This is a genomic window from Ruegeria sp. HKCCD7303, assembly GCF_013111185.1.
Taxonomy (GTDB): Bacteria; Pseudomonadota; Alphaproteobacteria; order Rhodobacterales; family Rhodobacteraceae; genus Ruegeria.
On sequence record NZ_WVRE01000013.1, the window covers coordinates 14875 to 41128 of the forward strand.

Consider the following 26254-nt stretch of genomic DNA (forward strand, 5'->3'; position numbering starts at 1 on the left):
TCCAAACATAGCCATATTCTGGCCCCTCTGTCGCCTTCGTGCGGCTGTTCCTTCTGTCCTGGGTGTGCGGGATCTCGTGCGCTGCCACTCACAGCGCCTATGAAACAGAAGGTGAAATATGTCGACGACAATCACGGTAACCTCTGCAGCGGAGTTGAACCAGGCTCTGTCTCAGGCGACAGGTGGGGAAACGATACTGCTTGCGGCAGGTGATTATGGGACTCTGAATCTGGATGGGAAATCAGGTTTCAACATCAACTACGCATCGAACGTAACGATCAAATCGGCAGACCCCAATGCGCCTGCCACAATCTCAGAGATGACGTTGGATGGCGCATCGAACATAACTTTCGAAAACATTACGTTCGATTACACCTTCAATGGTGAATCAACGAGCTATAAGCCGTTTGAAATCAAAAACAGCGCAAACATCACGATCAAGGATTCAATCTTTGATGGCGATCTGGCCCAGGGCGTTTCTGCCATTGACGATGGTTATGGAACAGGGAAAGCCCTGGCGGTGCGGGACAGCACGGGTATCGTTATCGATAACAATGAATTCTATGACTGGTGGAAGGGGCTGAGTGTCGGTGCCAGCACCAACGTCACTGTCTCGGGCAATGATGTGCATTCGCTCCGTTCCGATGGGATGTCGTTTGGAGGGAACCAAAACCTTCTGATCGAGAACAACTATCTCCACGATTTCCGCGCTTCGCCCAATTCCGGGGACCACCGGGACATGATCCAGTTTTCAAAGGGGCTTGGACCCAGTGACAGTGTGATCATCCGGGACAACGTGTTCGACATGGGGACGGGAACACACGCGCAGACAATTTTCATGGGCAACGGTAAAACCGATCCCAACGATCCTGCCATGTTCTACACGAACATTCTGATCGAAGATAACATAATCTACAACGCCCACACTCACGGAATCACGGTTACCGGTGCCAAGGATCTGACGATCTCGCACAACACTATTCTGGCCGTGGATCGGGCTGTGACAGGTGGGATCACTATTCCGAAAATCAATGTCACAAGCACGTCGCAGAACGTCACAATTGATGGGAATGTTGTTTCCGGTGTTGCCGGGCATAACGGTCAGTCGGACTGGACGGTCATTGACAATGTCTATGTTCAAAACACGGACCCGAGCGCGCCTAACCACTACGACAACATGTTTGTCTATTATGCGACTGCGGCACAGGACGGGTACAATCAATACGGTGTTATTCCGGGCAGTACAGTTGATACGATGAATGCCGGTTCGGATCTCGCGATGCAATTTCCTATGTCTTACGATGCATGGGTTGGTAGCACAGGGGTCAGCGCGCCACCCGCGTCGATCAATCCCGGCCCGGCGCCAGCGCAGCCGGACAGCGGCACACCTCCGACCCAGCCGGATACGGGAACAGGGCAGCCGGACAGCGGCACACCTTCGACCCAACCAGACACGGGAACAGAGCAGCCAGACAGCAGTACGCCTCCGACCCAGCCAGATACTGGCGGCACGGGGACTGCACAGGGGCAGGTGATAGTCGATGATTATGTACTGGACATCGCAGGCTTGCCCAATAATGGCCAAGCTGAATTTAGAGGGGATGCCTCAGTTGTGAACACGGCCTCTGGCTCTGCCATTCATTTTGACGGGCACGGTGATGCGGTAAAACTCGGCCGCCTGCAGGAGTTCGAATCTTCGGATCAGCTGGCATTTACCGTCGAGTTTACCAGGGATGAGGCAGATGGCAGTGATCAGCGCCTGGTCTGGAACAAAGGCCGCGTGGGTCTGACTTTGGAGGATGACGGGCTGGTTGCGCATGTTCAGAACAATGATGCCAAGTTCAGCAAAGGGTTCAAGGTCGACAATATCGGTCTCAACGACACCGATACGCACCAGATCACAGTCCTGGTCGATGAAACGGCGGATCGTCTTCAGGTTCTGGTCGACGATGTGCTGGTCCTTGAAGAAACCTCGGTGGATTTCGACTTTTCCGATGCGCATGGCGGCAGACAATGGGGTTGGAACCTCGGATCAACCCGCAAGGATCACGTGGACGGTGAAATCAGCCATTTTGCTGTTGATGACGACGTCACTTTCGTTGACTCGTCAGCTACACAGGGCGATTGGTTGGGGGGGTAATCCAACACCGCGCCACAGGTGCGTATGGAACAAATGAAAAAGCATGTTGGCCGGGTGTAAACTTGCACCCGGCTAAAATAGCATTGAAGGATAGCTCCATCGTAGGTGTGCGCATCTGATGCAATGGATACAGGCGATGCTGAAAGTTATGGGTTTTTGAGTTATGATTTTATCTGATAATCACCGCTTCGTATTCATTCATATACCCAAATGCGCCGGCACGTCGGTGCGCAATGCGGTTCTGCCGTTTCATGATGCAGATGTAAGATTTCTGAAAGAGGTCGAGCGTCACCCGGAGCTGGGTGAGATAGATTACCGCCATCTGCCCCTTGCGCTTTTGCATGATCTCGATCCTGAGGCCTTCCAGAAGCTGCAGGACTACGACAGCTACGCTTTGCTGCGTGATCCGTTCCGACGTTTCCAGTCTGCGATGTCGCAACGGGCCAAAATGTATCTTGGCAAGGAATTTGCTCAGCTTGATGATGATGAACTGCACGGAGAAACCCAAAAGGTCATTGCCTACCTGAATTCTGATCCTGAGGTGGTTGCCTCTGATTACATTCACTTCTCGCGGCAATCCGATTTTATCAGGTTCAATGGTGAGCGGCTGGTGCAGCACCTCTATCCGGTTGAACGGCTTGATTTGCTCGTTCAGGCGCTTTCCCAGCAGATCGGCACGGACATGCTGGAAATTGGGCACGCAAACAAGACAACTGTGTTTCGTCATCCGGCTCTGAAACGCGCCACATATAAAGGTAGTGCGCTGGCCCGGCGATTATTGCCTGCCCCAGTGCATGAAACCTTGCGCGTCTCTGCCCGGCGCGTCTTGATGAAGCCGGGGAGCACCCAGCCGCATCCCGTTTTCTGTGAACCCGATATGCAGAACTTTGTCCGGGAATATTACGCCGCTGATATTGCGTTATATAAGGAGGTTCTGGCAGATGTGGCTGCGTGATTTGAGGTTCGGGTGAAAAGTGGAGTGAGCGGGTGCGACCGGTACAGGAATGGCGCATACATCTTGGAGCGCATAAGACGGCGACGACACATCTGCAGGACACATTGCTCGCGCATCGGGATCAGCTGGCGCAAAAAGGCATAGATTACATTCCCAGAGAGGTATTCGGGCCTCTGCAACGACGCTATTCCAACCCAAATCATTGGCGGCGGCGGTTCTGGTCCGCACCGCTGGCCTATCAGTTCCGGCGTCATGTCAACGCGTTGCGGAATGGTGCTGAAACGGTCTTGTTGTCGGATGAGGATTTGCTTGGATATTCCGACGATCTGCTTGCACGCGATCTCTATCCATCATTTCGGGGAGAGCATCTTGTGAATGCGCTGTCACGTGGGGGAACGGTCAAACTTTTTCTCGGTATCCGGGCTTATGACAAGCTGCTGCCATCAGCTTATGCGCAGATGCTCAAGACTTTTGTACCCAGACCGGAATGGGCTTTGCGGATCGGTGACGCAGTTCTGGATGCGCCGCCCAGTTGGCCCGACCTCATCGAGCGGCTTTTGAGCGCTTTTCCCAACGCCAGCCTTCAGGTCTGGAAACACGAGGATTATCGGGTGTGCTGGCAGGAGATTTTGACGGAATTCGCAGGTCGGGATGTCGGGGTCTTTCCGGACTTGCCCCCGCCAGAACGCACGACCTCGCCATCACACGAGGCGATCCGCAAAGCGGAAGCTCTGGACAGGTCCTTGTCGGTTCAGGAAAGGCGTGCCTGCGTCAAACGTATTTACTACGAAGAATTGCCCGCCGGACCAGACCGTTCTCGGTTTCACCCATACCGGCCCGAGACCGTCGCCGCCTTACAGCAGAAATATGCGCAAGACCTGCAACGGATCGAACGTGAATATCCTGGGATGCTGTTCCAGGTTTCCTGAACTGCGGAAAGGTCAAACGGCCTTTGGGCGTTTCAGGGGTTCGGTTTCGTCAACATGCAGCAGGGATTTTGCAATTGCCAGTTTCTGCTCATCCCATTGCCAGCGCAGTTTTTGTACCGGTGCTGCGCCATTATCCAGAATGCGGGATATCCTGGCGGTGTCGCGGTTGCGAATGACACAGTCATGGACCAGATGTGGCCCCAAACACCCGATTTTAGGAACTTGACGCCAGGCGCGGCGAAACGGGCGGCGCATGTAGATCAACAGCTCAAAGAGTGTCTGGCACCAGAAATAGAGATGGGGTTTCTGCCGATTTTCCCAGTAGCGGACACTATAGTTGTACCAGTCCACCATGATCGGGCTGCCGGGTTCCGCGGCCAGGAACCAGGTTGCAACTTCGCGGGTATATCCGGGCCATGTGAACCACCGGGTTTCCGGGGTCCAGAAGAACGCGAAGAACCCTCGTTGCCCCACAATCGGCAGCCATTCGTCCAGCGGTTTGATGCAAAAGGCCGTCGCGTCTGCCCAGACGCCGCCATGGTCTTTCAGCAGTTTGAAGCGCAGGATGTTGGAATAGGATTGAATCGACATTTCCGGCGATAAGGGAGGCAGGTCGACGAAATCCTTGACCGTATTCCGATCGAGAATACGTATCGTCCAGTCCGGGTTTTTGGCCTGCCAGGACGCGATGCACATTTTCACGACTTCCGGGGCCTCGTCGATGCCCTTGTCCCAGAACATCCAGATGTTGCGCGGAATTGTCCGCGGGACTGCGGCTTCAAAGCCATCCGGTTGTGTTTTTCCGATTTTCCGAGTGACCTTGCGCACCAGACTGCGGAGCTTCTTAACTTTAACCAGAGATACAAAAAACAGAATCCAAGGGTTTCTCGCCAATTTAGTCGCTCCTATAGTCACCCGCTGGTGTTTTAGCCGCCAATTCAATGTGGCACCAGACGTCTGTCAAAAAGTGAAATACCATTCACTGACACTGCTGCTTCATAGGTGTAAAATGGAAACAGATCTGTGATTTGACGACCATTGTCCTGAACATGTTCCAGCGCAAGCGGTGCGATTCAGTTCTGCGTTGCGACCGGGACAATGGTGTCGGTATACTCTTTTGCGGGTGTCTGGTGCGCATCGGATATCTGAGCGAAACCGAAACGAGCAGCTCATAGAGGAAGTGGATGCGTTTTGGTAACGCAGGCTGATATACAGCATAGATCGGGGAAAGGGCATGGTGCCAACAGCACCAAGCCTTCGCTCTATCTTGTGCCAGCGCTTATCCTTGGCTTTATCCTGCCCTATTATTTTGATGTGGCCGGGCTAAGGTTGGGTGGCTATCGAATTGTATTAATTATATTTTTCTTACCGGCTATCGTTCGTTGGCTTGACGGGAGTGACCGGGTTCGTGCGATCGACATCCTGATGGTCTGCTTCGCGCTGTGGGGCGGTTTGGCCATTTTCGTCAATCACGGATTTTCCCAGTGGGAGTTTATTGGCATCCGGATCATTGAGACGCTATCGCCATACTTCATTGCGCGCTGGGTGATCAGGGATGCAGAAGCTTTTCGCTTCCTGACCCTTTGGCTTTTCATTGCTGTTTTGTTGATGCTGCCATTCAGTATTCACCAGAATTTTACGAACCGATCTATATTGCTGGATTTTTTCAGCAATTTTGGTGACGTGTATCGCACAGTACAACATGAGCCGAGATTGGGTTTGTATCGTGCACAGGGATCTTTGCCGCATCCAATCCTTTACGGATTGTTCTGTAGCCCGGTTTTTGCACTGACATGGTATGTTCTCGGATACGACAAGAGTATCTTTTACAAACTCCCAAGGGTAGGCCTTGTTACCTTGGCCGTCTTTTCATCACTGTCTTCGGGGGCATGGCTGTCAGTGGCTGTGCAGTTCGCATTGATGATGTGGTCGACAGTTCTGGCTTCGGTGAAAAAGAAATGGAATCTGCTGCTTTACATGTTTGCGGGTTTGTATGTGTTTATCGAAGTTTTTTCGAACCGATCCCCAGCTCAGATGTTTGCAGCCTATTTGACGCTGAAACCGTCTACGGCATGGAACCGGATTCATATCTTCAATAACGTCACCGACGACATCATGCGCAACCCTGTGTTCGGCATCGGTCTGAAGGATTGGACGCGCCCGCGGTGGATGCTCTCGAGTGTGGACAACTTCTGGCTGGTTCTCGCGATGCGCAACGGCATCCTGGGTTTTTTGCTGTTGCTTATTCCCGTTATTTTGATTTTCCGCGATGTAGGTCGGGCACCTCTGACGGGCAAGTTGGCAAGTTATCGGTTGGGGTATCTTTTTTCACTGGCCGGTATATGTATCGCGGCCATCTCAGTTCACCTTTGGGATGCGATCTTCTGTTTGCTGATGTTCATGCTGGGGGCGGGCATCTGGTTCATCGACGCCAGGGACGAAGACGATGCGGGGCAATCAGAGCCTGTACCCGCGCGCGCGCGGCGGATCAGGTATACCCGGTTTGAATGAAATGCTGTGTGTGTTGCCGACGATATCATTGATGCCTTCGTAATGGCGATCAGGGTGCGGAAAATTGGTTTGTTTTTGGTTCGGTCAGAGTAAATGGTAAAGGATTTTCGATTGAAACAGCTTTACAGAGATTTGGAGATTTATCTTTTCTATACCTCCGTACAAACGGGGCCTGCCCGGGACAACACCGATGTCGGTGTGATGAGATGAGGGAAGCCAGCCAGATGACGGTTCAGGACAATAAGGTGATGACAGATGCTGGCCTGGGGCATAAGCCGAAACGGTCGCGGCTGCGTAAGAAAATTACTCAGGTTCCTATTTCTTTTCGAAAGAATTACGGGCTGCTGAAGAACCCGGAATTCTGGCAGATGCTTCCCTTGCTTTTGATTTGCAGGTTCAGCGACCGAGACTTTGCCAAAAGCCGGACCAAGGTCTTTGTCGGAACGCATCACAAGGCTATGACCACCTATTTTAAGGCGGTGCTCAAGCTGCTGGCCCTTGGGTTGGGGGTGCGGTTTGAAGATATTTCCAAAGGACCACCAAAGCCGGAAACCCGTGTTTTCCTGTCGCCGCACAGCCGGACGCCGCTGTCCGAGATCGGACCATATCGGGGGATACATATTATGCGCGATCCGCGCGATATGATCGTATCATCCTATCACTACCATCTGTGGACCAACGAACTTTGGGCCCATGTGCCGGACGAAACCGGCAAAACCTATCAGGAAAAACTGCAGGCTGCCGGAAAGACCGAAGGGCTGTTCATGGAGATCCGTCACTTCATCTATTTCAGCCGCGAGAATCTCGAGAACTGGGATCTGTCCGACCCGGATATCCTCGAGGTGCAGTATGGTGATCTGATGGGTCCCCGCCGGGATGAAATCTATGCGGAAATCTTCACCTTCCTTGGGATGACTGGCAGGGTGCATGAACTGGGTGTCCGGCTGATGCGCCTGTTCGAGGCTGGCAAGCGCAGCAAGATTTCTGCGACAAAACCAAATGAGCGCGCACATATCCGCAGCGGGCGCAGCGGTCAGTGGAAAGATGAACTGGAGCCCGAACATATCGCCTATATCGAACAGGAGCTCGGGCATATTCTGGACAAGTTCGGGTATACCCGATCAGGTTAACGGTAAGAGCCGTTTTTTTGTCATTCCAAGCATACGGCGCAATTGTTTTGCCGGTGGCATTCGGCTGGCCAGAATGTCGTCGAACTGAGCTGAGCTCATATCTCCGCGCAGGGATGTGCGGGCACGCAGGAAGCTCTTGTCGTTCATGTGCCCTGTATCGCTTGAGAACGCGACCGTATATCCGTTGCGGCGCAATGCGCGTAGGACACGGGCGTTGTACAAGCCAAAGGGGATGCCTGCCTCGGTGATCGGAAGGTCGCAGATGTCCTGCAGTACGTTGCGGGAGTGTCCGAGTTCCCTATTGAGCGCATCTCGGTCCAACCCGCTCCAACCGACATGTGCAATGCCGTGGCTACCGACGCGCATCCCGGCATCCAGCAGGGCCGAAATGTGATCGCGCCCCAACGATCCGGGTTGGTCCAGCCGTCCAGTCAGAACAAAGAAACGCGCGGACAGGCCCCGTTCGACCAGAGCTGGAAGCGCGATGTCATAATCCGACAGGTTGCCATCGTCAAAGGTCAGAACAAAGGCCTGCGGATCATGGGCTGCAGCGACGCGGTCAAGAATTCCCGTAAACTGCGCCTCGGACAACCAATAGGGGGCCTCTCCCTCTTCGAGGTCGCGGGCCGGTGAGCCAATGCCGTGAAAATTGAGTCCGATCCGACGTGCCATTTCAGCGCTTCAACCTCCCGTGCAGAGCTTCGGCTAGACCGATCAGGTTTGCCATGGGACCTGCCGGCCATGCCTCATAGGGTCCTGCGGCCGTGGTATCTGTACCGCCGGTACGCAATTTGAAACGGGTGACGCTGGGGTTTGCATCCTGATCTATTCCGCCCAGGTCAAAGCACCTGATCCCGTGTTCCCGACAATGCAGTATGGCCTGCCACATCAGATAGTGCCCGGCATTGAGCTTGCGCCCCGCTTCCGAAGTTGCTCCGAACAGATAGACAGCGTTTGTGCCGGTGCGTCCGATGGTCATTGCGCCGATATCGGCACCGTCCTTGCGTGCAATCAGAACATCGTGTTGGAAATCCGGCCCCGTGAGCGGATAGTAGAATTCCGGCGGAATGTCAGGCTGGAAGCCTTTGGCGGCCTGCACTTGTTCATAGAGCTTGTGAAATCGCCCTGACAGATCCGCAATCGGACCGGTCTCAAGCACTATTCCCGTCTTGAGTGCATTGCGCAATGGGTTGCGCCATTTGCCGTGCAGAGCGCGCATCAGGGTATCGTCGTCCTGATCAGGGTCAATCAGGACCGTCCGATACGGGCTTGCCCGTTCGGTGGGCAAAAAACCGGCACCTGTTACCGCGTCGTCGGTGGGGGTGGCCATGACCGGAAAGCGTAGGCGCAGGACATGACCGCTGTCATGTACGTGCCGACGCAGATCCGAGAGGATTGCGCGGACCATGGCTGCATCGGGAGTACCCCGCCCCTTGGGGTGGATCAATGGCCCGGCCGCAATCCAGGCAATACCGCGGTTCAGAACCGGAACCCGTTTGATCCTGAGACATGTCGCAGCCACCGGTGCGCCCTGCGCATCATGCAGGCCGAGAAATTCGGCGGTTGCCCCTATGCGTCTGGCGGCGGCCCGCGCATAGGTCACGCTTTGCTCATAGGTGAGGTCTTCGAACCTGTTGCTCAGGCCGGGCCAGTCTTCCGCCGCAACCCGGCGCACAGAGAGGGTGCCATCAACCATCAGATCACTGCAGTTTCCGCATGAGGCGTCAGCATCCGGTCCAGATCGGCCTCTTCCTCCGCTTCAAGAGGTTTAGAGGCCCGCAGCGTGAATCGTTCAGGAACCGAGCCACCTGGACGTGGTTTGGCCGGTACGCCGTGCTGCTCCAGAAACGCTGCAACGCTGGCCAAGATGCGTTTCGGGTCGGCGCAAAGCGCTTCGTATTCGACCCTAAAATGCCTGTCAGCTCCGATATGGGCGCAATCGCGTTCAATATCATTGGCAACGCCGACAACCTGCCGACAGGCACGTTCGATATCGGTGTCGCCACCTGCATTTGAGGGGCGGACAGACCACCATTCCTCATGATCCCGCTCAGGCCCCTTCTTCCGCCTTTGGGCCCGGATGATGGATCTGGCAGTGTCTTTGGCATCCCGCCGGATTTCAATGAAAAGACAGCCGTGAAACAACGCATCCAGCAATCGCACGCGGTTGGAATGCATCACGTTCTTGTTGATGAACGGGGCGTCTGACAAGGTCGACATGCCTGCCAGCGTCGCTTGGATTTCCGCAATAGGTAAGGATGTAAGGTGCCGCTCATTTACCCAAGGGCCATCCTCCAGCCATCGCTGCCAAATCCAGCCGCCTTCATTCGGAGCAGCCCATCCCGAAATATGGCCATAGTCGCTTTGGTAGGCGGGCGTGTGGTCCGATATCAGCTTCCCTCCGATCCGGGTCGCGGCCAGAGGGGTTTTGTAGAACCGGTGTGCAAGGTTGGAAAAAAAGGCGAAATCGAAGCCGGTTGTCATAAGCTCATAAAACAGAGACGTGCCGGATCGGGGGGCGCCCAGAATGAAGATATGCGGCCACCGCGCGGCGGGCTGCTGCGCAAGCATCCGGCGTTCAAGCGGGGTGAGAACGGTGTGGACAATACCGCGCAATACGGGTTTCGCCAGGTTCTTCATGCCAACATGTCCGGGGCGGGTTGCGGTGGCACCTGCCCCTGTGGAGGCCTGATCAGAGCCCCCAGCAGAAACGCAAATCGTGCCCGCCAGGCCTGGGCGCCTTCGTGCCGGGGCTTTATCAGGCTTATCGGCAGAAACCACACGCCCCGCAACAGATCCCCGATTGTCATGAGACCGGTTCCGAGCCATGCGATCAGTGGACCACGCGAGAAGCGCAGAAACAGAATATGTCCTTTGGCGATCTCGACGGATTTCCAGGGCGAGGTCTGTCCGGTGGAAACCGCGCCGTAGTGCAGAAGCCGGATGTCCGGGTTGTAACACACTTTCAGACCGGCCTGACGGACCCGCCAGCACCATTCGGATTCCTCGCTATACATGAAAAATCGGTCATTCATGACGCCGACGGTGTCGATGACCGTTTTGGGGACCATCATGAAACACCCGGCGACGACATCGACATCCTGTACGGTGTCACGAGCACGCGAGGCATAGCGCTGATCCCCGAAAAGGCGGGTTTTGCGGATGATGCGGTTTGGTATCAGGATATTCCAGAAAAGGCTGCTCAGGGAAACCTGACGGAACAGGGTGGGCTGTTGTATGCCGTTTTCAAGCGAGACATGCCCACCAAGAATGCCAATGTCTGGATTGTTTTCCAGGTATGAGACAGCGCGCTCAAGCGTTCCGTCATAAACCTGTGCATCCGGGTTGAGGATCAGCAGATAGCGCCCTCGTGCCTGTCGGATGCCGATGTTGTTGCCCCAAGCATAGCCACCATTTTGTCCTGCGGCCATAATCGTCGCTTCGGGAAAAGCCGCCCGCAAGGCTGTGACGCTGTCGTCGCTTGAATCGTTGTCGACGACAATGACTTCGAGTTTCAGATTTCCCCGATGATCTAGCACTGACTGGATTGCCTTGGAGGTCACATCGTGGGTGTTGTAGTTCACGATTATGACGCTCAGATCCAGTTCCGGAAGAACGGATGTCGTATCAGAAACGGATGAGCTCGGCCTCTGATCGTTTTGCGCGTGGTCCATCCTGTCCGGTTCTCTGGCTATGTACATCGAATGATCTGTCACTGTTTACTAGTTTAACCTACAAGTCCCAGGGGCGGGATTGCTCTAACGTTGCTTTGCCGCGCTCGAATCCAGGTAATGTTTAAGTACGCGCTTTGGAAACTGCAGCGCGACCTTCTCAACGCCGTCGGGTTGACCGACCAGCAGCCAAAGCAACAGATGTGTTGCGACGTAAGTGAACGCTCCGGCCAGGACTTTTGTCAGGAAGATGACAAGCAGCCTTGGGACGTCATCCCAGGATTCGAAAGCCCAGCCAACATGGACCGGTGTTCCAAATGCGCTGGCAATAAACAACACAACCGCGATCATGGCGATACAGGAGACGATGCTTCTCCAGGCTACAGTCAGGGGGCCAAAGAACGTACGCGTTCCGTGCCGTTTGGCGATTGTGAGGGTCATCGCGATGGCAGCAACGCTTGCGGCACCTGCCGCGATCAGCGCACCAGTGAACCCGAAATTGACGCCGACCAACATGAAAAGGCAAACCAGTACCAGCAGAATGGTATTTCGGGCGAACAGGAGCTTTGTCGATCCTTCGACATAAGTTGCCGCCCGAACATTCGCCTGCAAGGTCTCCAGGGCCTTGAGTGGAGCCAGAATCCATATCACCTGCGCAGCCGCAAGCCACTTGAAGCCGAAAACGACAAGGATGATGTGGTTGGCCACCAGAGCCATGCCGACCGACATCGGCAACACAATTGCAATGAGCAATTCGTTGAGCCGGATGAATGCTTCGTCTTTGCGGTCCGTATTCCGGGCAATATCAGCAAGGCCTGGATAGATCACCCGCTGCATGGGGGCAAAAAGCTGGGTCGTTACAAGCGTGCTGATGCGGTTGCCGAGCCGGAATATCCCGGCATCGGCCAGTCCCAAGGTCGCGCCGATAATCAGCTGCGGCATGTTTTTGGAAAAGAACTGAGCAATCTGGGCACCCAAGGACCACGTGGAAAACGACAGACTGTCGCGCCACCGGGCCAGCGACAGTCGCGGAGCCATTGGGGCCATGCTAAACGTCCAGATACCGCGCGCTGTCAGAGCACAGAAGTTGGCAACAACAATTGCCCAGAAATCGCGCCAGACCCAAGCAAGCGTAATCGCTGTAATCGAATAGATGACTCGAATGAGAGTTTCTTCACCAGCGGCATAGCCGAAGCGAAGTTTTCTTTCAAAGAGTATGAAGCGCGGGCTTCTGAAGGCGACAGTGATGGCCAGTAGGCAAAGAGCGGGTGTGATCTGAACCAGCTCGGGGACGCCAATCAGAGCGACCAGCGGTCGGGACGCAAGGAAGAAAAGAGCGACCGTCATTCCAAAGATCACCTGAAAGGTGAAAACGGTCTCCAGGTGATCCTGTGTAACGTCATCCAGCCGTATGAGTACCATGGCGATCTGACGTTGCAGCATTTCTAGAAAGGCTGTTGCAATCAGAAAATAGGCGGCTACGCCAAAATCTTCGGGTGTTAAGAGACGCGCCGTAATGGCAAGCGTGACCAACCCAAGCCCCTGCCGGAACAAGCCTGATGCAAAGAGCGTCGCCGCGCCGACGGCCAAGGCGGAACTGCGGCTAGACTTGGGTTCATTGGGTTGTTCCAAAAGCACTATCTTTCCAATTTGGAGACAAATGACAGCATAGCAGACAAATGTTTCGCTTTCTTCTTTTGCCACAGCCGGGCCTGAACACACAGAGTCGCCACACTGGTAAACCGGTGGTCGAATTGATATTCAAACGAGCGTTGGTGTGTTGCGATTGGAAACTCCATGATTTTCGTTTTGAGTCAGAATGTTGAACCGATTTCTAATGTGTACTCTTGTTTCGTGTCAAAAAAATGCAGCACTTTATAGGGTAATTTTTTAAAAGTTTCCCAGATAGCTCTCTGACTATGCAAGGGCGCTTACGGCAGGGCACCTGATATTTATATCAGCAGCAAGAACACCGCCTGACAGTTTTAAAACGGTAAAAGAGTATGAAGATTGCAATTTTTGGGTTGGGATATGTGGGGTTCACGGCGGCGTGCTGTCTGACCCGCGAGGGGCATGAGGTGATCGGCGTCGATGTGAATGCCGACAAGGTCTCTGAGATCAACGCCGGGCAGCCCCCGATCAAGGAACCGAAAGTGGCCGAGTTGCTGACCGAAGCGTTGGCCAGGAACCTGATCCGCGCCTCGGTTGAAATGCCGGACCTCAGGGATGTGGATCTGGCCATCGTCTGTGTCGGTACGCCCAGTTCCACAGATGGCTCGCATAACATGAGTTTTGTGGCCGAGGTGACGCGCCAGATTGCTGAAACCGTATCGCCGGACCGGGCGCGGCCTCTGACGGTGGCGTACAGGTCCACCTTCCGGCCGGGCACCGTTCGGCAGCTGATCGAGCCGATCTTTGAAAGCTATCTGGGCGATCGGACGGCGCAGGCGGTCGAGATTGTCTATAACCCCGAATTCCTGCGCGAGGCTTCGGCGGTAGATGATTTCTTCAACCCGCCCAAGATCGTTGTCGGTACAGCAGACGGCAACCGATCCGCAGTGATGGATGAAATGCACGAAGGGCTGGATGCGCCGGTGTTCTATACCGCCTTTGAAGAGGCCGAGATCACCAAATTCGTCGACAATACCTGGCACGCCACCAAGGTGGCCTTCGCCAATGAGGTCGGCCGCATCTGCCACAGCATGGGCGTATCCGCCAAAACCATGCACGAGATTTTCGTCTCGGACACCAAGCTGAATATCTCGGCCTATTACACCCGTCCCGGGGGCGCGTTCGGGGGATCGTGCCTGCCCAAGGATGTGCGGGCGCTGCAGCATATCGCGGGCGAGGTTGGGGCGCATACCCATCTGATCGACAGCCTGTTGCAGACCAACCAGGCGCACAAGACCTATCAGGCGCAGGATATCATGGCGCGGTTGCCTGACGGGGGCCGGGTGCTGATGGCGGGGCTGGCCTTCAAGGCCGGAACCGACGATCTGCGCGAAAGCCCCAATGTCGATATCGCCCGACGCCTGTTACAGGCAGGTTATCAGCTGTCGGTCTATGACCCGGCCATCAAGCCTGCCGACCTGCGCGGACAGAACCTGGGCTATGCCTTTACCCATTTGCCCAATGTGGGCAGCCTGCTGGTGGATCGCGCTACGGCCGAGGCCGGACCCTGGGATCTGGTGGTTGGATCAAACCGGATCGTGAATGACCTGAACCTTGGCGATACAGAGGTGCTAAGAACCTATGAATATGACTAGCCCCGTATCCGCCATTCAGCCGATCTCGTTCGACGAGCTGCGCCAGAGCCAACCCCTGAAAGGGTTGAAGGTTCTGATTGTGGTGGAAAACCTGCCCGTGCCCTTCGACCGCCGCGTCTGGATGGAGGCCCGCACGCTGGCCGCCGCAGGCGCGCTGGTCTCGGTCATCTGTCCGACTGGCAAGGGGCATGAGGAGCGTGTCTGGGAAGACGAAGGCATCAAGGTCTATCGCCACCCGCTGCCTTTGGATGCCAGCGGCGCGCTGGGGTATCTGTTGGAATATGGCGCGGCGCTGTTCTGGGAAAGCTGGCTGGCACTGAAGATCAAGTTTACCCGCGGTTTTCACGTCATCCATGGCTGCAACCCGCCTGACCTGATCTTTCTGGTGGCGCTGCCCTTCAAGCTGTTTGGCGTGCGCTATCTGTTCGATCATCACGACATCAACCCCGAGCTTTATGAGGCCAAGTTCGACAAGCGCGGGTTCTTCTGGAAGCTGATGAAGACGTTCGAACGGCTGACCTTCGCCTCGGCCCGGGTATCGATCGCCACCAATGAAAGCTATCGCAAGATCGCCATCGAACGCGGCGGCATGGCGCCCGAGGATGTGTTTATCGTCCGCTCAGGCCCCGATCTCAGCCGGTTGCAGCACCTGCCGCCGAACCCGGACTGGCGCAATGGGCGCAAATATATGGTCGGCTATGTCGGCGTCATGGGCGATCAGGAAGGCATCGATCTGCTGCTGGAATCCGTGGCGCATCTGGTGCAGGTTCAGGGGCGCGACGACATTCAGTTCTGCCTTGTGGGCGGCGGCCCCAGCCTGGACAAGCTGAAGCAGCAATCCGTCGATATGGGCCTGTCGGACTATGTCACTTTCACCGGCCGTGCGCCGGATCAGGATCTGTTCGAAATCTTGTCGACCGCCGATGTCTGCGTGAACCCGGACCGGGTGAACGAGATGAATGACAAATCCACCATGAACAAGATTCTCGAATATATGGCGTTCGAGAAACCCATCGTTCAGTTCGACGTGACCGAAGGGCGGTTCTCGGCGCAGGAGGCCTCGCTTTATGCCAAGGCCAATGATCCAGTGGATATGGCCGACAAGATCACCGAACTGCTGGCGGATGACGAGCGCCGCGCTGCCATGGGCCGCTATGGGCGTGCAAGGGTCGAGGCTGAGATGGCCTGGCCCCATCAGGTGCCCGCGCTGATTGCAGCGTATAAGCGGATCTGGAAGGGCTAAAGCGCAATCCGAAAAGTGAAAACTGGTTTTCGGATTATATTGCGCACTACTTCAAAGGCTTAGAACGGCACGAATTGCGGCAAGCGGTTCAGGCTGGGTTCCATGAACCGCTGCAGCCTTGCATCCGCATCCGCTTCGGTTTCACCGGGCAGGATCGGGGTCACAAAGCGGACCAAGGCACCATCGGTGCGGCCCATAGTGAAACCGTCCTGGATAACGCTCAACTTGGCGCGGAAATCGTTGACCATACGTTTGCCGCGCTGTTCGAACCAGTAATAGACCAGCTGTTTTGACAGCTCTTTCTGGATCACCGCGCGATTTACGGTGAAGCTGCCATAAGGTGTGTCGCCCGGGTTGATCTCATAAGGCTCCAGGCTGAAGATTTCCCAACCGCCAACCGGCAGGCAAACCTCGGGCGAATGGATGCCGTCGCCATCGGTTTGCTTGTTGTAGAAGGCCACAAACATGTTCACGAAGTCACCCGACCCGCTATCGATATAGGTGGCGTGAAGATAATCGCTGGCCCCCAGTGTCCGTTCGACCTTGGGATCAAGGCTAGTGGTCGAGCCTGACCAATCGCCCAACTGGCGTGGGTAAAGCACAAACGGATCCCGCTCGATTGGCTTTACCTCTGAGGCCGGCCGCAGGGTCCACGCAGTAGAAACCGCCAAAGTTAAAAGTGCCGCGATGGCCAACGCCACTGATGCGCGAATACTCAAAAAACGCAGTGCGACGGCGCCCAGCCCCTGGGTGTCCAGATCGATTGTTTCGGCAAAAGGCTGCGGGTTTGGGGCCAGACGCTGCAACCCGATTGCCATCAGGAACAGAATGACCACGCAAAGCAGGAAGATGATCCAGCCTTCGAAGAAATGCATGAAGCCTTCGGCATGTTCGATGCCGTGATGGTTGACCAGCACACCGATCACACCGATACGGACCGAGTTCATCAGTACTGTCAGAGGTGCGGCTGCAACCAGCAGAACCACCTTGTGCCAGATCGGGCCACGATACAGCAGGGCAAAGAGATACGAGAAGCTGAGGATCGGGAACAGGTAACGCAGGCCTGAACAGGCCTCGGCCACCTGCAGCTTGTAGACCCCCAGATCGATGATGTTGCCTTCGATAAAGACCGAAACACCAGCCATCTGCACGAACCACACGCCCAGCTCGGATGAAATCCATTGCAGGAAGATCGTCAGCTTCCAATAGACGAACTGCGGCAGGGGCAGCATGAACACCAGATGCAGCACGGGCAGCTGATGGTATTTGCCCCGCTGCCAGCCGAATACGGTTAGCATAACGCCGCCCACCCAGATGATCATGGCATAGGTGACGATGTCGGAGATGCGGGCCAGATTGCCCAGAATGGCGATGAGCAGGGCCACGGCAATCGCCGCCACACCCGGCCACCGATCGCGCACGACCGGATTGGGTGGCGGCATGTCCCTAAGTTCACGCAGGAAGAGATACAGCGAAATGATCGGGATCAGCGGACCATGGCTGTATTCCGGAGTGCTCCAGGCAGCTCCCAACGACACGATCCCGATCCAGAAGACGGGCACCGACCCAAGCAACAACAAGGCAAACCAGAACAACCCTGCGGTGTTTATGACCGGCAGGCCGCCTCGGGCCGCTTCAATGATATTGTCGCGGCCGTTTTTCGAATCGAAACGATGCATCACTACCCATCATGCATAATAAACCACGCCCCGAAATCATGGTGACACAAGCTCCCGTGATTTTGATCTGAAGGCGATACAATACGTAGTGTTTGGAGTATTTGTTGACGACACGAACCCAGCCAAAGCAAATCAGGGTTTGAGGGTGAACCTCCGCCCAAGCGTCAGGAAGACCGAGTCCGAGGTTGCCTTAAAGCCGTTCTGGTCGTCCATCTCGTACTGATAGCCTACGTTGAGCGCCCAATCCTTTGTGATCGCGCGCGTATAAGAGGCGTTGAATGTGCCGCGCTGTCTTGGATTGGATGAACCCGTCCCTTCGTCTTCCTGATCGATGAAATTAACACTAAAAGACAGGCCGGATACCGGGTTTATGAAATAATCATATGTCAGGAAGGCCAGAGTCTGCCGGGTTTCCACACTTTGTGTACTGGTGCCGACCCGTCGTTGAATCGTCGCGCCGATTCGAGAACTGGCCAACTGATAGCTGTAGTCGATCTGACCAATCGGCGTCACTTCGTCAAAAGGTCCCCGAGTAAAGCCGACATTGAAGCCGAACAACCCGCTGGAGCGTTGGAAGGTTCGACCGACCGTCGCGTTGATTCTGGAGCCGTTCACACCGAATGTCTGGTCAAACAGAACATCGGCGGTTCCATCCGGCAGCGTCTTGCTCCATGCAAAACTCCAGACGAAATCTTCGGTCACGTCATTTATGTTGTTGGCACGCTGTGTGTCGTCAACCTGGCTGTAACCGATGTTCGCACTGAGGCTGGTGATGGGGGAAATATTATACGTCACACCCGTTGATACGACTGTTGTTTGCCGATCCGTCTGGACGTTGTCATCAGCCACGAAATCCCGGTAATCGACACTCAAGTTACCCTGCAGAACCGGAGAAAACCGAAATAGAACCGCAGCTGTGTAATCGTCGGACCGGTTGTCGAACAGGTTCGGGTCGATTGTGTTCGTATAGCTGCGTTCACGGTGATTGTAAGTGAAGCGGAATCCCAAAGGATCGTTCAGGCCGGTTTCCCAGTCCAGATTCCCGCGTGTGTTGACCTGATCACCTATGGTGCCGATCACGTCCGAGGCGTCGATGACGCCATCCAGATTCGTGTCCGTCAGCGAGCGATTGAAGGCAAGGTCTCTCTCGCGGTATTCAGCAAGCAAACCAAGCCGGCTGTTTGCGCGTATACGCTGATAGTCCAGCCGTGCGAGCGGATCCGAGAAGCTGGATTCCGTTCCGATAATTGGTTCATTGGCGATCCGGTATAGCCCAGACAGATCGAATCTCAGCGTCGAATCCGTTGTCTGTTTCAGAACTCCAAGGGCAAGCGTGTTTTCCCACCAGGTGGTCGCCCCCAGCGACGGGTCGGTCAGACGCAGGTTGTCGTCATGTCTGAGCGAGGTCAGGTAGTCCAGTGTCACAGTCAGGCCGGTTCCGGTGCCGGTCGGTTGACCGGTCAATGGCTGGCCGACCTGCCGCGCCGGGTTTCTCAGCGCCTGCTGCGAAATAAGCTGCTGGCTGGGTGACTGCTGTACAAGCGTTGATGTGACCGGCGCCTGTTGCACGGTTGTTTGCTGTGTCTGCTGTGTTGTCGTTTGCGCTGTTGAGGTTTGCTGCCCAACAACTGGCATAACTGAAATTATTAAAGCAGCCCCACCCCCCAGAACGGTGGACAGCCTGAATTTCGATTTTCCCACCTGTATCAGCCTCTATTCGAACAAGCGGCGTGATGGCACGACCACAACATCTCCGGTTCTGAGCACTGTATTGCCTTGGATGCCACCGCCCGATCCATTGTAGTTATAGATATATTTGTTCACCACGCCTGTTTTACTGTCAGCTCTGCGCAATTCGATGCGCTTGCGAGCCGCGAAATTGGTCAGGCCTCCAGCCTGAGCCAAAACCTGAAGAATGGTTGTACCTTCGGTCGCCAGAAACTTTCCCGGTATGTTGACCTCGCCCATGATGAAAATATCAATGGTTGGGCCGGTTGCGGCCAACCCGCCCTGAAGAGGAGGGGGTGCCAGCGATGCGACCGAGATAAAGACGGTTGGCGGCGTGTTGAAATTCGAGGACAACGCCGATGCGAGAGAAGAACTGAGCCCATTGGTCGATCGACCAGCGGCCCGAAGCGATCCGGCAAGCGGGAAATTGATGGAACCATCCGGCAGCACCAGAACTGTTCGGTTCAGGGTGGGGTCTTCGAGCACTTCAACCTGAAGCGCATCGCCCGGCTTAATCTGGTACGAGCTTTGTGCCCATGCCCCGGTCGCCACAATCATAGCGATGATGAAAGCGATCAATGGTCCTATAACTGTCCGCATATTCAAATCTCTCACTTTTTTCTGTTTATGCCTCTTCCCACAGCCTCAGACAATCCGCTGTGAGTCCAGCGGTCGTGAGATGCGGCAGAAATGCAGCGCTCTTTCCCGGGGTGTTATTGCCCCGGATTGTCGGCAACGCTCGTACGTTCAATTTCCTCCTCCAGTGAGGGTGAAATATCCAGCGGGATGCCTGTCGCCTGAGCGGCCCGGTATGCCCGCAAGGCGTCTTCTCTTCGGCCAACGGCATCATAGGCTTTGCCCAGATGGTACAGCACCAAGGGATGGTCAGGTATCGCGCGAGCGGCAGGTTCGAGATAGGCCACCGCTTCTTCATAATTCCCCAGCCGGTATGCCAGCCAGCCGTAAGTGTCCTGGAACGCAGGTTCGCGCGTGCCGCGAAGGCGCTGCGCCAGAACCTGAGCGCGTTGCAAGCTTTCCTGATCGTCGCGATGTGTAGTCAGCAGGCTTGCCAGATTGTTGGCTACAATCAGAGACTGATTGCTGAGCGGGTAGAGGGTTTCGTAGACCGAAATGGCCTGATCCAGATCGCCAGCGCGTTCATGAACCGCCGCCTGCAGCATCAGAAGATTGGGATTTTCAGGTTGTGCGGCCAGCGCTTCGATCAGGATATTCTGGGCTGCGTCGGGGGTGCCATGCTCGGTTTCAAGCGCATGCAGCGCAATCCACGCTCTGGTGATATCCGGACGCTCTCCGAGAACGGCGCGATAAAGCTGCGCGGCCTCATCATATTCACCGTTTCCGGTCAGGGCATAGGCCTTGATCAGGCGGATTGGCAATGACTCGGGATCCTCTTCGAGCAATTGATCAAGGCGGGCAAACGCTTCGGTTGTTTTCCCCTGCACCAGCATCAGGCGAATCAATGCGATATCGGCGGGCAGTCCGAATTCGGGATCTTCGGCCAACTCCTTCAAAAACATCGTTAGGTCGTCCGTCTGTTGCTGAGCTGCCAACCTCTGGGCCTTAAGCTCATTGGCCACGCGCCGCGCTTCGGGGGTGTCGAGCTCGCTGATCGAACGCTGCACCGTTTCCAGACGGTCCCAATCCTGTGTTCCCAAGTAGATCTCGCCCAGCAGGAACAGTAGCTCGGGCTGATCCATGTCCTGACGCAGGGCATCGACCAGAACGCGTTCAGCGATTTCTAGATCGCCATCCGCAATCAGAAACTGCGTATAGCGTAGCGTCTCTTCCGGCGCATTCCGGGAGACCTCGGTCGCCAATGCCAGCATTTCGCCCATCAGCTCTCGGTTGCCGTTGCGTTCATGAGCCTGCGCCAGCAGTGTCATCAGTTGCGGGTCACGGGGGGCCTGACCAAGGGCTTCACGCAAAAGCACAATGGCATCGCCAATATTGTCTTCATCGATCAGCCAGGACGACTTGAACTTAAGCGCATCCACCTGCGTGGCGTCTTCGGAAAGTACATTTTCGATCAGAAGGCGTGCTTCCTCGGGTTGACCGGTCTGGAACAGAATCCGGGCGAATTCCACTTCGTTTGCCCGGGTCTGCTCGGTTCTTTCCGCGCCCTCAAGCAGGGCACGCATGTCGGCAATAGCAGCTTCCTTGTCGCCCGAACGGAATTTCAGTGTCGCGCGGAGTGTCTTGAAACGCGAGGCATTGGGGCCACCTTGCGAGATGATCCCGTCCAGTTCGGCAATCGCGGCTGCGGTGTCGCGGTGTTCATTCAGAAAAGCGATCAGCCTCTGAGCTGGCATGTGATCTTCGGCTTGTGCCTCTACCTCGGCACGCAGCATCCGTTCTGCGGCGTCAAGGTTGTTCTGATCGATATAGTGCTGAACAAGCACTTGCTCGATGCCCTGATCGTCAGGAAAAACCTGAGTCATTTGCTTGAGCAACGCTTCGATTTCAGCTGGCTGGTTCAATTCTTGCAGCGCCAGCAGCCGGGTCGAGTAGAGATTTGGCTGCTCCGGTGCAAATTTCAGGGCCGCGCCTGTCTCTTCCAGCACTCCATGCCAGTCGCGTTCCCGGATAAGGTGGTCGATCAGAACCTGTCGCGCCGTAAGGAGATCAGGGCGGGCATCCAGCATCTCATGGGCTGTGTGTACGGCAAACTCCAGTTGGTTGGCGTCTCCGTTTCTGACCGCGTCCGTATAAGCCAGCGTATTGTTGATGGATTTGATCTCGACATCATCTGGTGCCAGCGCGGCAGCCGCTGCGCCGTGACGCCGCACACCATCCCAGTTGCTTGTCTCTAGCGCGATTTCGGCCAGGCTGCGTTGCCCTTCGAAGTTGTCGGGATATTGTTCTATCAGTCGTAGGTATTGGCCATATGCAAGAGACAGATTGCCCCGCTCGCGTTCCAGTCGCGCAAAGGTCAGGCGTGCTTCCTTGTGCTGACCGTTAAGCTTGAAGACATTCTTGAATTCGACAAGCGCGCGCTCGACATCACCTTGCTCCAGATGCGCCAACCCGGCCTGGAAATGAGCCTCAGCCCGCTCCTCAGCGGTATCGCAGGCGCTCAGAAGCAGAGAGAGGCTTAGAAAGACAATCACCAGACGATTGCCGATTGGAAAGCAGAATTTACTTGCTGTGGTCATGAAACGTGTTCCCGGCGGCGAAAAATACAGAGCCCTGCTCGACTAGACTCAGGAGCAGCCCTTGCTGTCAACAGCCGGTGCCGCGCAGCACAACAGCGACCGTTTGCACTAGGATCGACAGATCCGAGGAAAAAGACATGCCTTTCCAATATTCGGTGTCGTGTTGAGCCCGTTCGGCAAACGAGGAATTGTTGCGCTTGGAAACCTGCCATTGCCCCGTGATGCCGGGAAGCATCAAGTAATACAGTTCACCGGGATACAATTCCTGCTGGTTCACCATCATCGGACGGGGGCCGATCATGGACATCTCACCCACAAGAACGTTCCAGAACTGCGGCAACTCATCCATCGAGGTTTTGCGCAGGAAAGTACCGAACTTGATGATGCGTGGGTCATCGCGCAGTTTCTGGTTTCGGTTCCACTCTTCACGCGCTTCGGGGTTGGCATCCAGATACTTCTGAAGCACCGCATCAGCGTCATGCACCATTGTGCGGATTTTCAGCATCTTGAAAATCTTGCCGTTCTTGCCAACGCGTTCCTGCCAGTAAAACGGCGTCACGCCCTGAAAGGCCAGAAATACGGCCAAAAGCGCAATCATCGGAATGACGAACGGTGCTGCGAGCAATGTAAACGCAATATCAAAAATGCGCTTTCCGACACCCCTGTAGAACCCCGAATATTGCACTGAGGTTGGCATAACAGAGATGCTAGAGTAGCCCGCGCCAGCGTCGGCCACGTCTTTCGAATGACTTGTCACTATTTAAACCCCCAACACACACTAATACTTACGAACCACTTACCAAACTCAGGAACAGAACACGCTCGACCTCAACTACATATACTAAAAGTCTTGTATTTTTATGTCACTTCGACCCTGCGCTTACTCACTCGCGGGGTCATTTTCCCGTAACCAAGTGTTAACAAATTCAGGTTGGCTTGCAAAACAATAATGCGGACACGCACACTTCAGAGTCACTGAATACAAGCATTTTCTGACGGTATCGTGAAACTTTGCCTGACTGATCTGTTAAAAGTTACCGAACTATCGTTTCTTCTCCGGTAACAATCGATGAAATTTTGTGCTTTTGAGTCTGAAATTGGGCTCTCCGAGGCCTTTTTCCCGTACTCAGGCCAGATTTCTGCGGCTCCTTCGTCGGGCCTTTTTCTAAAGGTGTAGATGGAAACAATTGCTGGAAATACTTCTGATTGAGGGGGGAAGGCAGGTCAATTCATCGCGTGCGCAGTTTAGTGGTGCCTGCTATCTTGATTTTGTGGCAAAGTCGTACCCAAGTACTTTTTGTTTATGTGACGTGTTCTTTATGTGAAGGATTTCTGGTGGTTCAGAGTATGAGTTCAGATAATCTCCAGGGGGCCGGTGCAAGGTTTGACAAGGCAGAAGGTAACCGAGGTGCAATGGCGTCCAGTGACGGGTTTTATCTAGATTATTTCGGGCTCAACCAGCGGCCCTTCACACTGCTTCCAGATCCTGGGTTTATGTACTGGTCACCGCTGCACAAGCGCGGCTATTCGGTGCTGCAGTTCGGCATAATGAGCTGCGCACCAATCACAGTGCTGACGGGTGAGATCGGGGCCGGAAAAACAACCCTGGTTCAGCATCTTCTCAGTGAAATGGAAGATTCGATCACCGTAGGGCTGATCTCGAATGCGCAAGGCGGTCGAGGAGAGCTGTTACAATGGGTCCTGCATGCTTTAGGCCTGCCAATCGACAACGACGCCCCCTATGTACAGCTGTTCCGGGAATTACAGGATTTCCTCGTCGCGGAATATGCGGAAGGGCGGCGTGTGGTTCTGATTTTCGACGAAGCGCAGAACCTGACTGTCGAAGGTTTGGAAGAAATCCGCATGCTAACCAATATAAATGCAAACACGGATGAGCTGATTCAGCTTGTTCTGGTTGGCCAGCCTGAATTGCGGGACATGGTTCTGGACCCTAAGATGCGCCAGCTAACGCAGCGTGTGGCCGCAAGTTTTCATTTGGAGCGGATGGATGAAGCGTCAGTGGAAGCTTATATTGGGCACAGGATGAAAACGGCTGGCGGTTCGGGCGGCGAGTTTTCAAAGGAAGCCTGCGAGCTGATCTTTCAGCAGACCCGCGGTGTTCCTCGCCTAGTAAATCAGTTTTGTGATTTCGCCCTGCTCTACGCTTGGACCAATGAGGCGGAAAAGGTCGATGAGGGGGTTGTAAATCAAGTGATCGACGACGGTGTGTTCTTTGGAGGAAACTCACTCGAGAAGGAGCTGATAGTCTGACATGAGCCCTGTTCGTTATTACTTCTCGATTTTTCTGAGACGGTTTCAGTATTTCCTCGTTGTGGCGACGATTGTCTCTGCGCTTTCGATTACTGTCGCGATGATCCTGCCACCATCCTATGTTTCTCAGATGCGGCTGATCGTTGAATCTCCACAGATTCCGGGCAATCTGGCCGCCAGTACCGTTACGACACCTGCATTCGAACAACTGCAGATCGTCGAGCAACGGCTGCTGACACGCCCAGTTCTTTTGGACATTTCTCGAAAGTTCGCAGTGCTGCCGAATCAGGAAGAAGCCAGCCCTGACGAGATCATCAATGAGTTGCGTGCCAAAACAAGAGTGAGCATCTCGGCCGGTCGCAATCAGGCGAACCTGATGACCATCACGTTTGAAGGCAGAACCGGGCAAATAGCAGCCGGGGTGCTGAATGAATACCTAACGGAAATTCAGAAGCTTGATGTTACCTATCGCAAGGAACGCGCTTCGGACACGCTGGAGTTCTTTGAACAGGAGGTTGAGCGTCTGAGCGATGAGCTCGACAAGCGCAGCGCGCGGATTCTTGAGTTCCAGCAGGAGAATTCCGGCGCTTTGCCTTCCAGTCTACAGTTCCGGATGGCACAGCAGGGGTCGTTGCAGGCCAACCTTCAGCAAACGGATCAGCAGATTTTCTCGCTCCGTGATCAGCGAGAGAAACTTCTGAATATCTATAGTACAACCGGCCAGATCACCACCGCCGTACAGCAGCCTCAGACACAGGCGCAGCAGCAGCTCAGTCAGTTGCGCAACCAGTTGGATAATCAGCTGGGAATCTATTCTGAAAGCAGCCCGCAGATTAAGATACTGCGGGCTCGTATAAGCCGTCTGGAAGAAGTTGTTGCAAATGAACAGGCCACCAACGCTGCGCCGTCTGGTCAACAGACGGGTAATTCGACACTCGATCTTCAATTGGCACAGCTTGATTCACAGATAGCTGCACTTGAATCCCAACGGGCTATAACTGAGGAAAGCCTTGAAAAAGTAACTGTGACAATCGATCAGACACCGGCAAACGCAATCACGCTGGCGGAGCTGCAGCGTGATCACAGTAACATCCAGGCTCAGTATAATACTGCAGTCAGCCGCTTGGCATCAGCTTCGACCGGCGAGCGCATTGAAGTCACCTCGCAGGGGCAACGTATTTCGGTGATCGAACATCCCGCCGTGCCAAGTTCGCCAACCAAACCCAACCGCCTGATGATTGCAGGCGGCGGGACGTTTTTTGGCATTGCACTGGGGTTGGGGCTGGTTGTTTTGCTGGAGTTGTTGAACAAGGCTGCGCGCCGGCCGGAAGACTTGATTAATAAGCTGGACGTTTGGCCAATCGCCACCATCCCTTATGTGCGTTCCAAGGGCGAAGTGATGATGCAGCGGGTGACTTGGGTGAGCATCGTTCTAGCGATCCTGGTGGGCGTGTCCGCAGGGGTTTGGGCCGTGCACACTTATTATCTACCGTTGGATTTGATTACCGATAGGGTAATCGACAAGCTGGAGGTATATTGGTGATTTCTGTCCTCGTTA

Annotated in this window: 20 protein-coding genes; 9 read left to right on the top strand and 11 right to left on the bottom strand. The window is 54.9% G+C overall.

The genetic code is table 11. The features are described from left to right. Positions 1-118: 118 nt before the first annotated feature. From GS630_RS21205 to GS630_RS21215, 3 genes are all read left to right on the top strand, one after another. The gene (locus tag GS630_RS21205) at positions 119-2140 is read left to right on the top strand and encodes a right-handed parallel beta-helix repeat-containing protein (protein WP_171621476.1); all 2022 of its coding nucleotides are present in this window, start codon (positions 119-121) and stop codon (positions 2138-2140) included. Positions 2141-2303: 163 nt separating this feature from the next. Beyond that, a complete protein-coding gene (locus GS630_RS21210) occupies positions 2304-3095 on the top strand; it encodes a sulfotransferase family 2 domain-containing protein (RefSeq protein ID WP_171621475.1) in 792 nt (263 codons plus the stop codon). A 32-nt stretch (positions 3096-3127) separates the two neighbouring features. After that, positions 3128-4024 (top strand): hypothetical protein, encoded by an 897-nt coding sequence (locus GS630_RS21215; RefSeq protein ID WP_171621474.1) that lies wholly within the window; start codon positions 3128-3130, stop codon positions 4022-4024. 12 nt (positions 4025-4036) lie between these two features. Here the strand turns inward: GS630_RS21215 and GS630_RS21220 are convergent, their stop codons facing one another. Next, a complete protein-coding gene (locus GS630_RS21220; protein WP_171621473.1) occupies positions 4037-4918 on the bottom strand; it encodes a capsular polysaccharide synthesis protein in 882 nt (293 codons plus the stop codon). Between the two features lie 297 nt (positions 4919-5215). On the opposite strand from GS630_RS21220, the gene GS630_RS21225 reads away from it, so the two are divergent. Both GS630_RS21225 and GS630_RS21230 read left to right on the top strand, forming a co-directional pair. Continuing rightward, complete coding sequence (locus GS630_RS21225; RefSeq protein ID WP_171621472.1) at positions 5216-6535, top strand: hypothetical protein; 1320 nt, start codon at positions 5216-5218, stop codon at positions 6533-6535. Between the two features lie 206 nt (positions 6536-6741). Then, on the top strand, positions 6742-7665 hold the full coding sequence (locus tag GS630_RS21230; protein WP_171621471.1) for a sulfotransferase domain-containing protein: 924 nt from the start codon (positions 6742-6744) through the stop codon (positions 7663-7665). Here the strand turns inward: GS630_RS21230 and GS630_RS21235 are convergent. Genes GS630_RS21235 through GS630_RS21255 form a run of 5 tightly spaced genes read right to left on the bottom strand, consistent with a single transcriptional unit; the run spans position 7657 to position 12968 of the window. Next, complete coding sequence (locus tag GS630_RS21235; RefSeq protein WP_171621470.1) at positions 7657-8337, bottom strand: polysaccharide deacetylase family protein; 681 nt, start codon at positions 8335-8337, stop codon at positions 7657-7659. The genes GS630_RS21230 and GS630_RS21235 overlap by 9 nt on opposite strands. 1 nt (position 8338) lies before the next feature. Further along, on the bottom strand, positions 8339-9361 hold the full coding sequence (locus tag GS630_RS21240) for a GNAT family N-acetyltransferase (protein WP_171621469.1): 1023 nt from the start codon (positions 9359-9361) through the stop codon (positions 8339-8341). After that, entirely contained in the window at positions 9361-10305 is a 945-nt protein-coding gene (locus GS630_RS21245) for a sulfotransferase (protein ID WP_171621468.1), read from the bottom strand. Before GS630_RS21245 ends, GS630_RS21240 begins: the two co-directional genes overlap by 1 nt. Further along, complete coding sequence (locus GS630_RS21250) at positions 10302-11366, bottom strand: glycosyltransferase family 2 protein (RefSeq protein ID WP_171621467.1); 1065 nt, start codon at positions 11364-11366, stop codon at positions 10302-10304. The genes GS630_RS21245 and GS630_RS21250 overlap by 4 nt, the downstream gene beginning before the upstream one ends. A gap of 57 nt (positions 11367-11423) precedes the next feature. Further along, positions 11424-12968 (bottom strand): oligosaccharide flippase family protein, encoded by a 1545-nt coding sequence (locus GS630_RS21255; RefSeq protein ID WP_171621466.1) that lies wholly within the window; start codon positions 12966-12968, stop codon positions 11424-11426. 371 nt (positions 12969-13339) lie between these two features. On the opposite strand from GS630_RS21255, the gene GS630_RS21260 reads away from it, so the two are divergent. Continuing rightward, the gene (locus GS630_RS21260) at positions 13340-14602 is read left to right on the top strand and encodes a nucleotide sugar dehydrogenase (RefSeq protein WP_171621465.1); all 1263 of its coding nucleotides are present in this window, start codon (positions 13340-13342) and stop codon (positions 14600-14602) included. Continuing rightward, the gene (locus tag GS630_RS21265; protein WP_171621464.1) at positions 14595-15845 is read left to right on the top strand and encodes a glycosyltransferase family 4 protein; all 1251 of its coding nucleotides are present in this window, start codon (positions 14595-14597) and stop codon (positions 15843-15845) included. Before GS630_RS21260 ends, GS630_RS21265 begins: the two co-directional genes overlap by 8 nt. A gap of 59 nt (positions 15846-15904) precedes the next feature. Here GS630_RS21265 and xrtD read toward each other — a convergent pair whose 3' ends face one another. From xrtD to GS630_RS21290, 5 genes are all read right to left on the bottom strand, one after another. Beyond that, positions 15905-17524: a VPLPA-CTERM-specific exosortase XrtD gene (gene xrtD, locus GS630_RS21270; RefSeq protein ID WP_171621463.1), complete on the bottom strand. Its 1620-nt coding sequence runs from the start codon at positions 17522-17524 to the stop codon at positions 15905-15907. 132 nt (positions 17525-17656) lie between these two features. Further along, positions 17657-19093, bottom strand: a complete 1437-nt coding sequence (locus GS630_RS21275) for a hypothetical protein (RefSeq protein WP_171621462.1) — start codon at positions 19091-19093, stop codon at positions 17657-17659. Positions 19094-19237: 144 nt separating this feature from the next. After that, the gene (locus GS630_RS21280; RefSeq protein WP_171621461.1) at positions 19238-19852 is read right to left on the bottom strand and encodes a polysaccharide biosynthesis/export family protein; all 615 of its coding nucleotides are present in this window, start codon (positions 19850-19852) and stop codon (positions 19238-19240) included. Between the two features lie 113 nt (positions 19853-19965). Then, positions 19966-22425, bottom strand: coding sequence for a tetratricopeptide repeat protein (locus GS630_RS21285; protein WP_171712233.1), 2460 nt, complete (start codon positions 22423-22425; stop codon positions 19966-19968). A gap of 67 nt (positions 22426-22492) precedes the next feature. Continuing rightward, entirely contained in the window at positions 22493-23182 is a 690-nt protein-coding gene (locus tag GS630_RS21290) for a sugar transferase (RefSeq protein ID WP_371809152.1), read from the bottom strand. A gap of 494 nt (positions 23183-23676) precedes the next feature. Between GS630_RS21290 and GS630_RS21295 the strand changes: the two genes are divergently transcribed. Together GS630_RS21295 and GS630_RS21300 are read left to right on the top strand one after the other, a co-directional pair. Continuing rightward, positions 23677-24696: an ExeA family protein gene (locus GS630_RS21295; protein WP_371809153.1), complete on the top strand. Its 1020-nt coding sequence runs from the start codon at positions 23677-23679 to the stop codon at positions 24694-24696. A 61-nt stretch (positions 24697-24757) separates the two neighbouring features. Next, a complete protein-coding gene (locus tag GS630_RS21300) occupies positions 24758-26239 on the top strand; it encodes a lipopolysaccharide biosynthesis (protein ID WP_216604517.1) in 1482 nt (493 codons plus the stop codon). Positions 26240-26254: the final 15 nt, after the last annotated feature.

Excerpts from the sequence above, each read along its gene's own strand:
- GS630_RS21205 (WP_171621476.1), top strand. The coding sequence starts at position 119 with ATGTCGACGACAATCACGGTAACCTCTGCAGCGGAGTTGAACCAGGCT.
- GS630_RS21210 (WP_171621475.1), top strand. The coding sequence starts at position 2,304 with ATGATTTTATCTGATAATCACCGCTTCGTATTCATTCATATACCCAAA.
- GS630_RS21230 (WP_171621471.1), top strand. The coding sequence starts at position 6,742 with ATGAGGGAAGCCAGCCAGATGACGGTTCAGGACAATAAGGTGATGACA.
- GS630_RS21235 (WP_171621470.1), bottom strand. The coding sequence starts at position 8,337 with ATGGCACGTCGGATCGGACTCAATTTTCACGGCATTGGCTCACCGGCC.
- GS630_RS21240 (WP_171621469.1), bottom strand. The coding sequence starts at position 9,361 with ATGGTTGATGGCACCCTCTCTGTGCGCCGGGTTGCGGCGGAAGACTGG.
- GS630_RS21245 (WP_171621468.1), bottom strand. The coding sequence starts at position 10,305 with ATGAAGAACCTGGCGAAACCCGTATTGCGCGGTATTGTCCACACCGTT.
- GS630_RS21250 (WP_171621467.1), bottom strand. The coding sequence starts at position 11,366 with ATGTACATAGCCAGAGAACCGGACAGGATGGACCACGCGCAAAACGAT.
- GS630_RS21260 (WP_171621465.1), top strand. The coding sequence starts at position 13,340 with ATGAAGATTGCAATTTTTGGGTTGGGATATGTGGGGTTCACGGCGGCG.
- GS630_RS21265 (WP_171621464.1), top strand. The coding sequence starts at position 14,595 with ATGACTAGCCCCGTATCCGCCATTCAGCCGATCTCGTTCGACGAGCTG.
- xrtD (WP_171621463.1), bottom strand. The coding sequence starts at position 17,524 with ATGCATCGTTTCGATTCGAAAAACGGCCGCGACAATATCATTGAAGCG.
- GS630_RS21280 (WP_171621461.1), bottom strand. The coding sequence starts at position 19,852 with ATGCGGACAGTTATAGGACCATTGATCGCTTTCATCATCGCTATGATT.
- GS630_RS21285 (WP_171712233.1), bottom strand. The coding sequence starts at position 22,425 with ATGACCACAGCAAGTAAATTCTGCTTTCCAATCGGCAATCGTCTGGTG.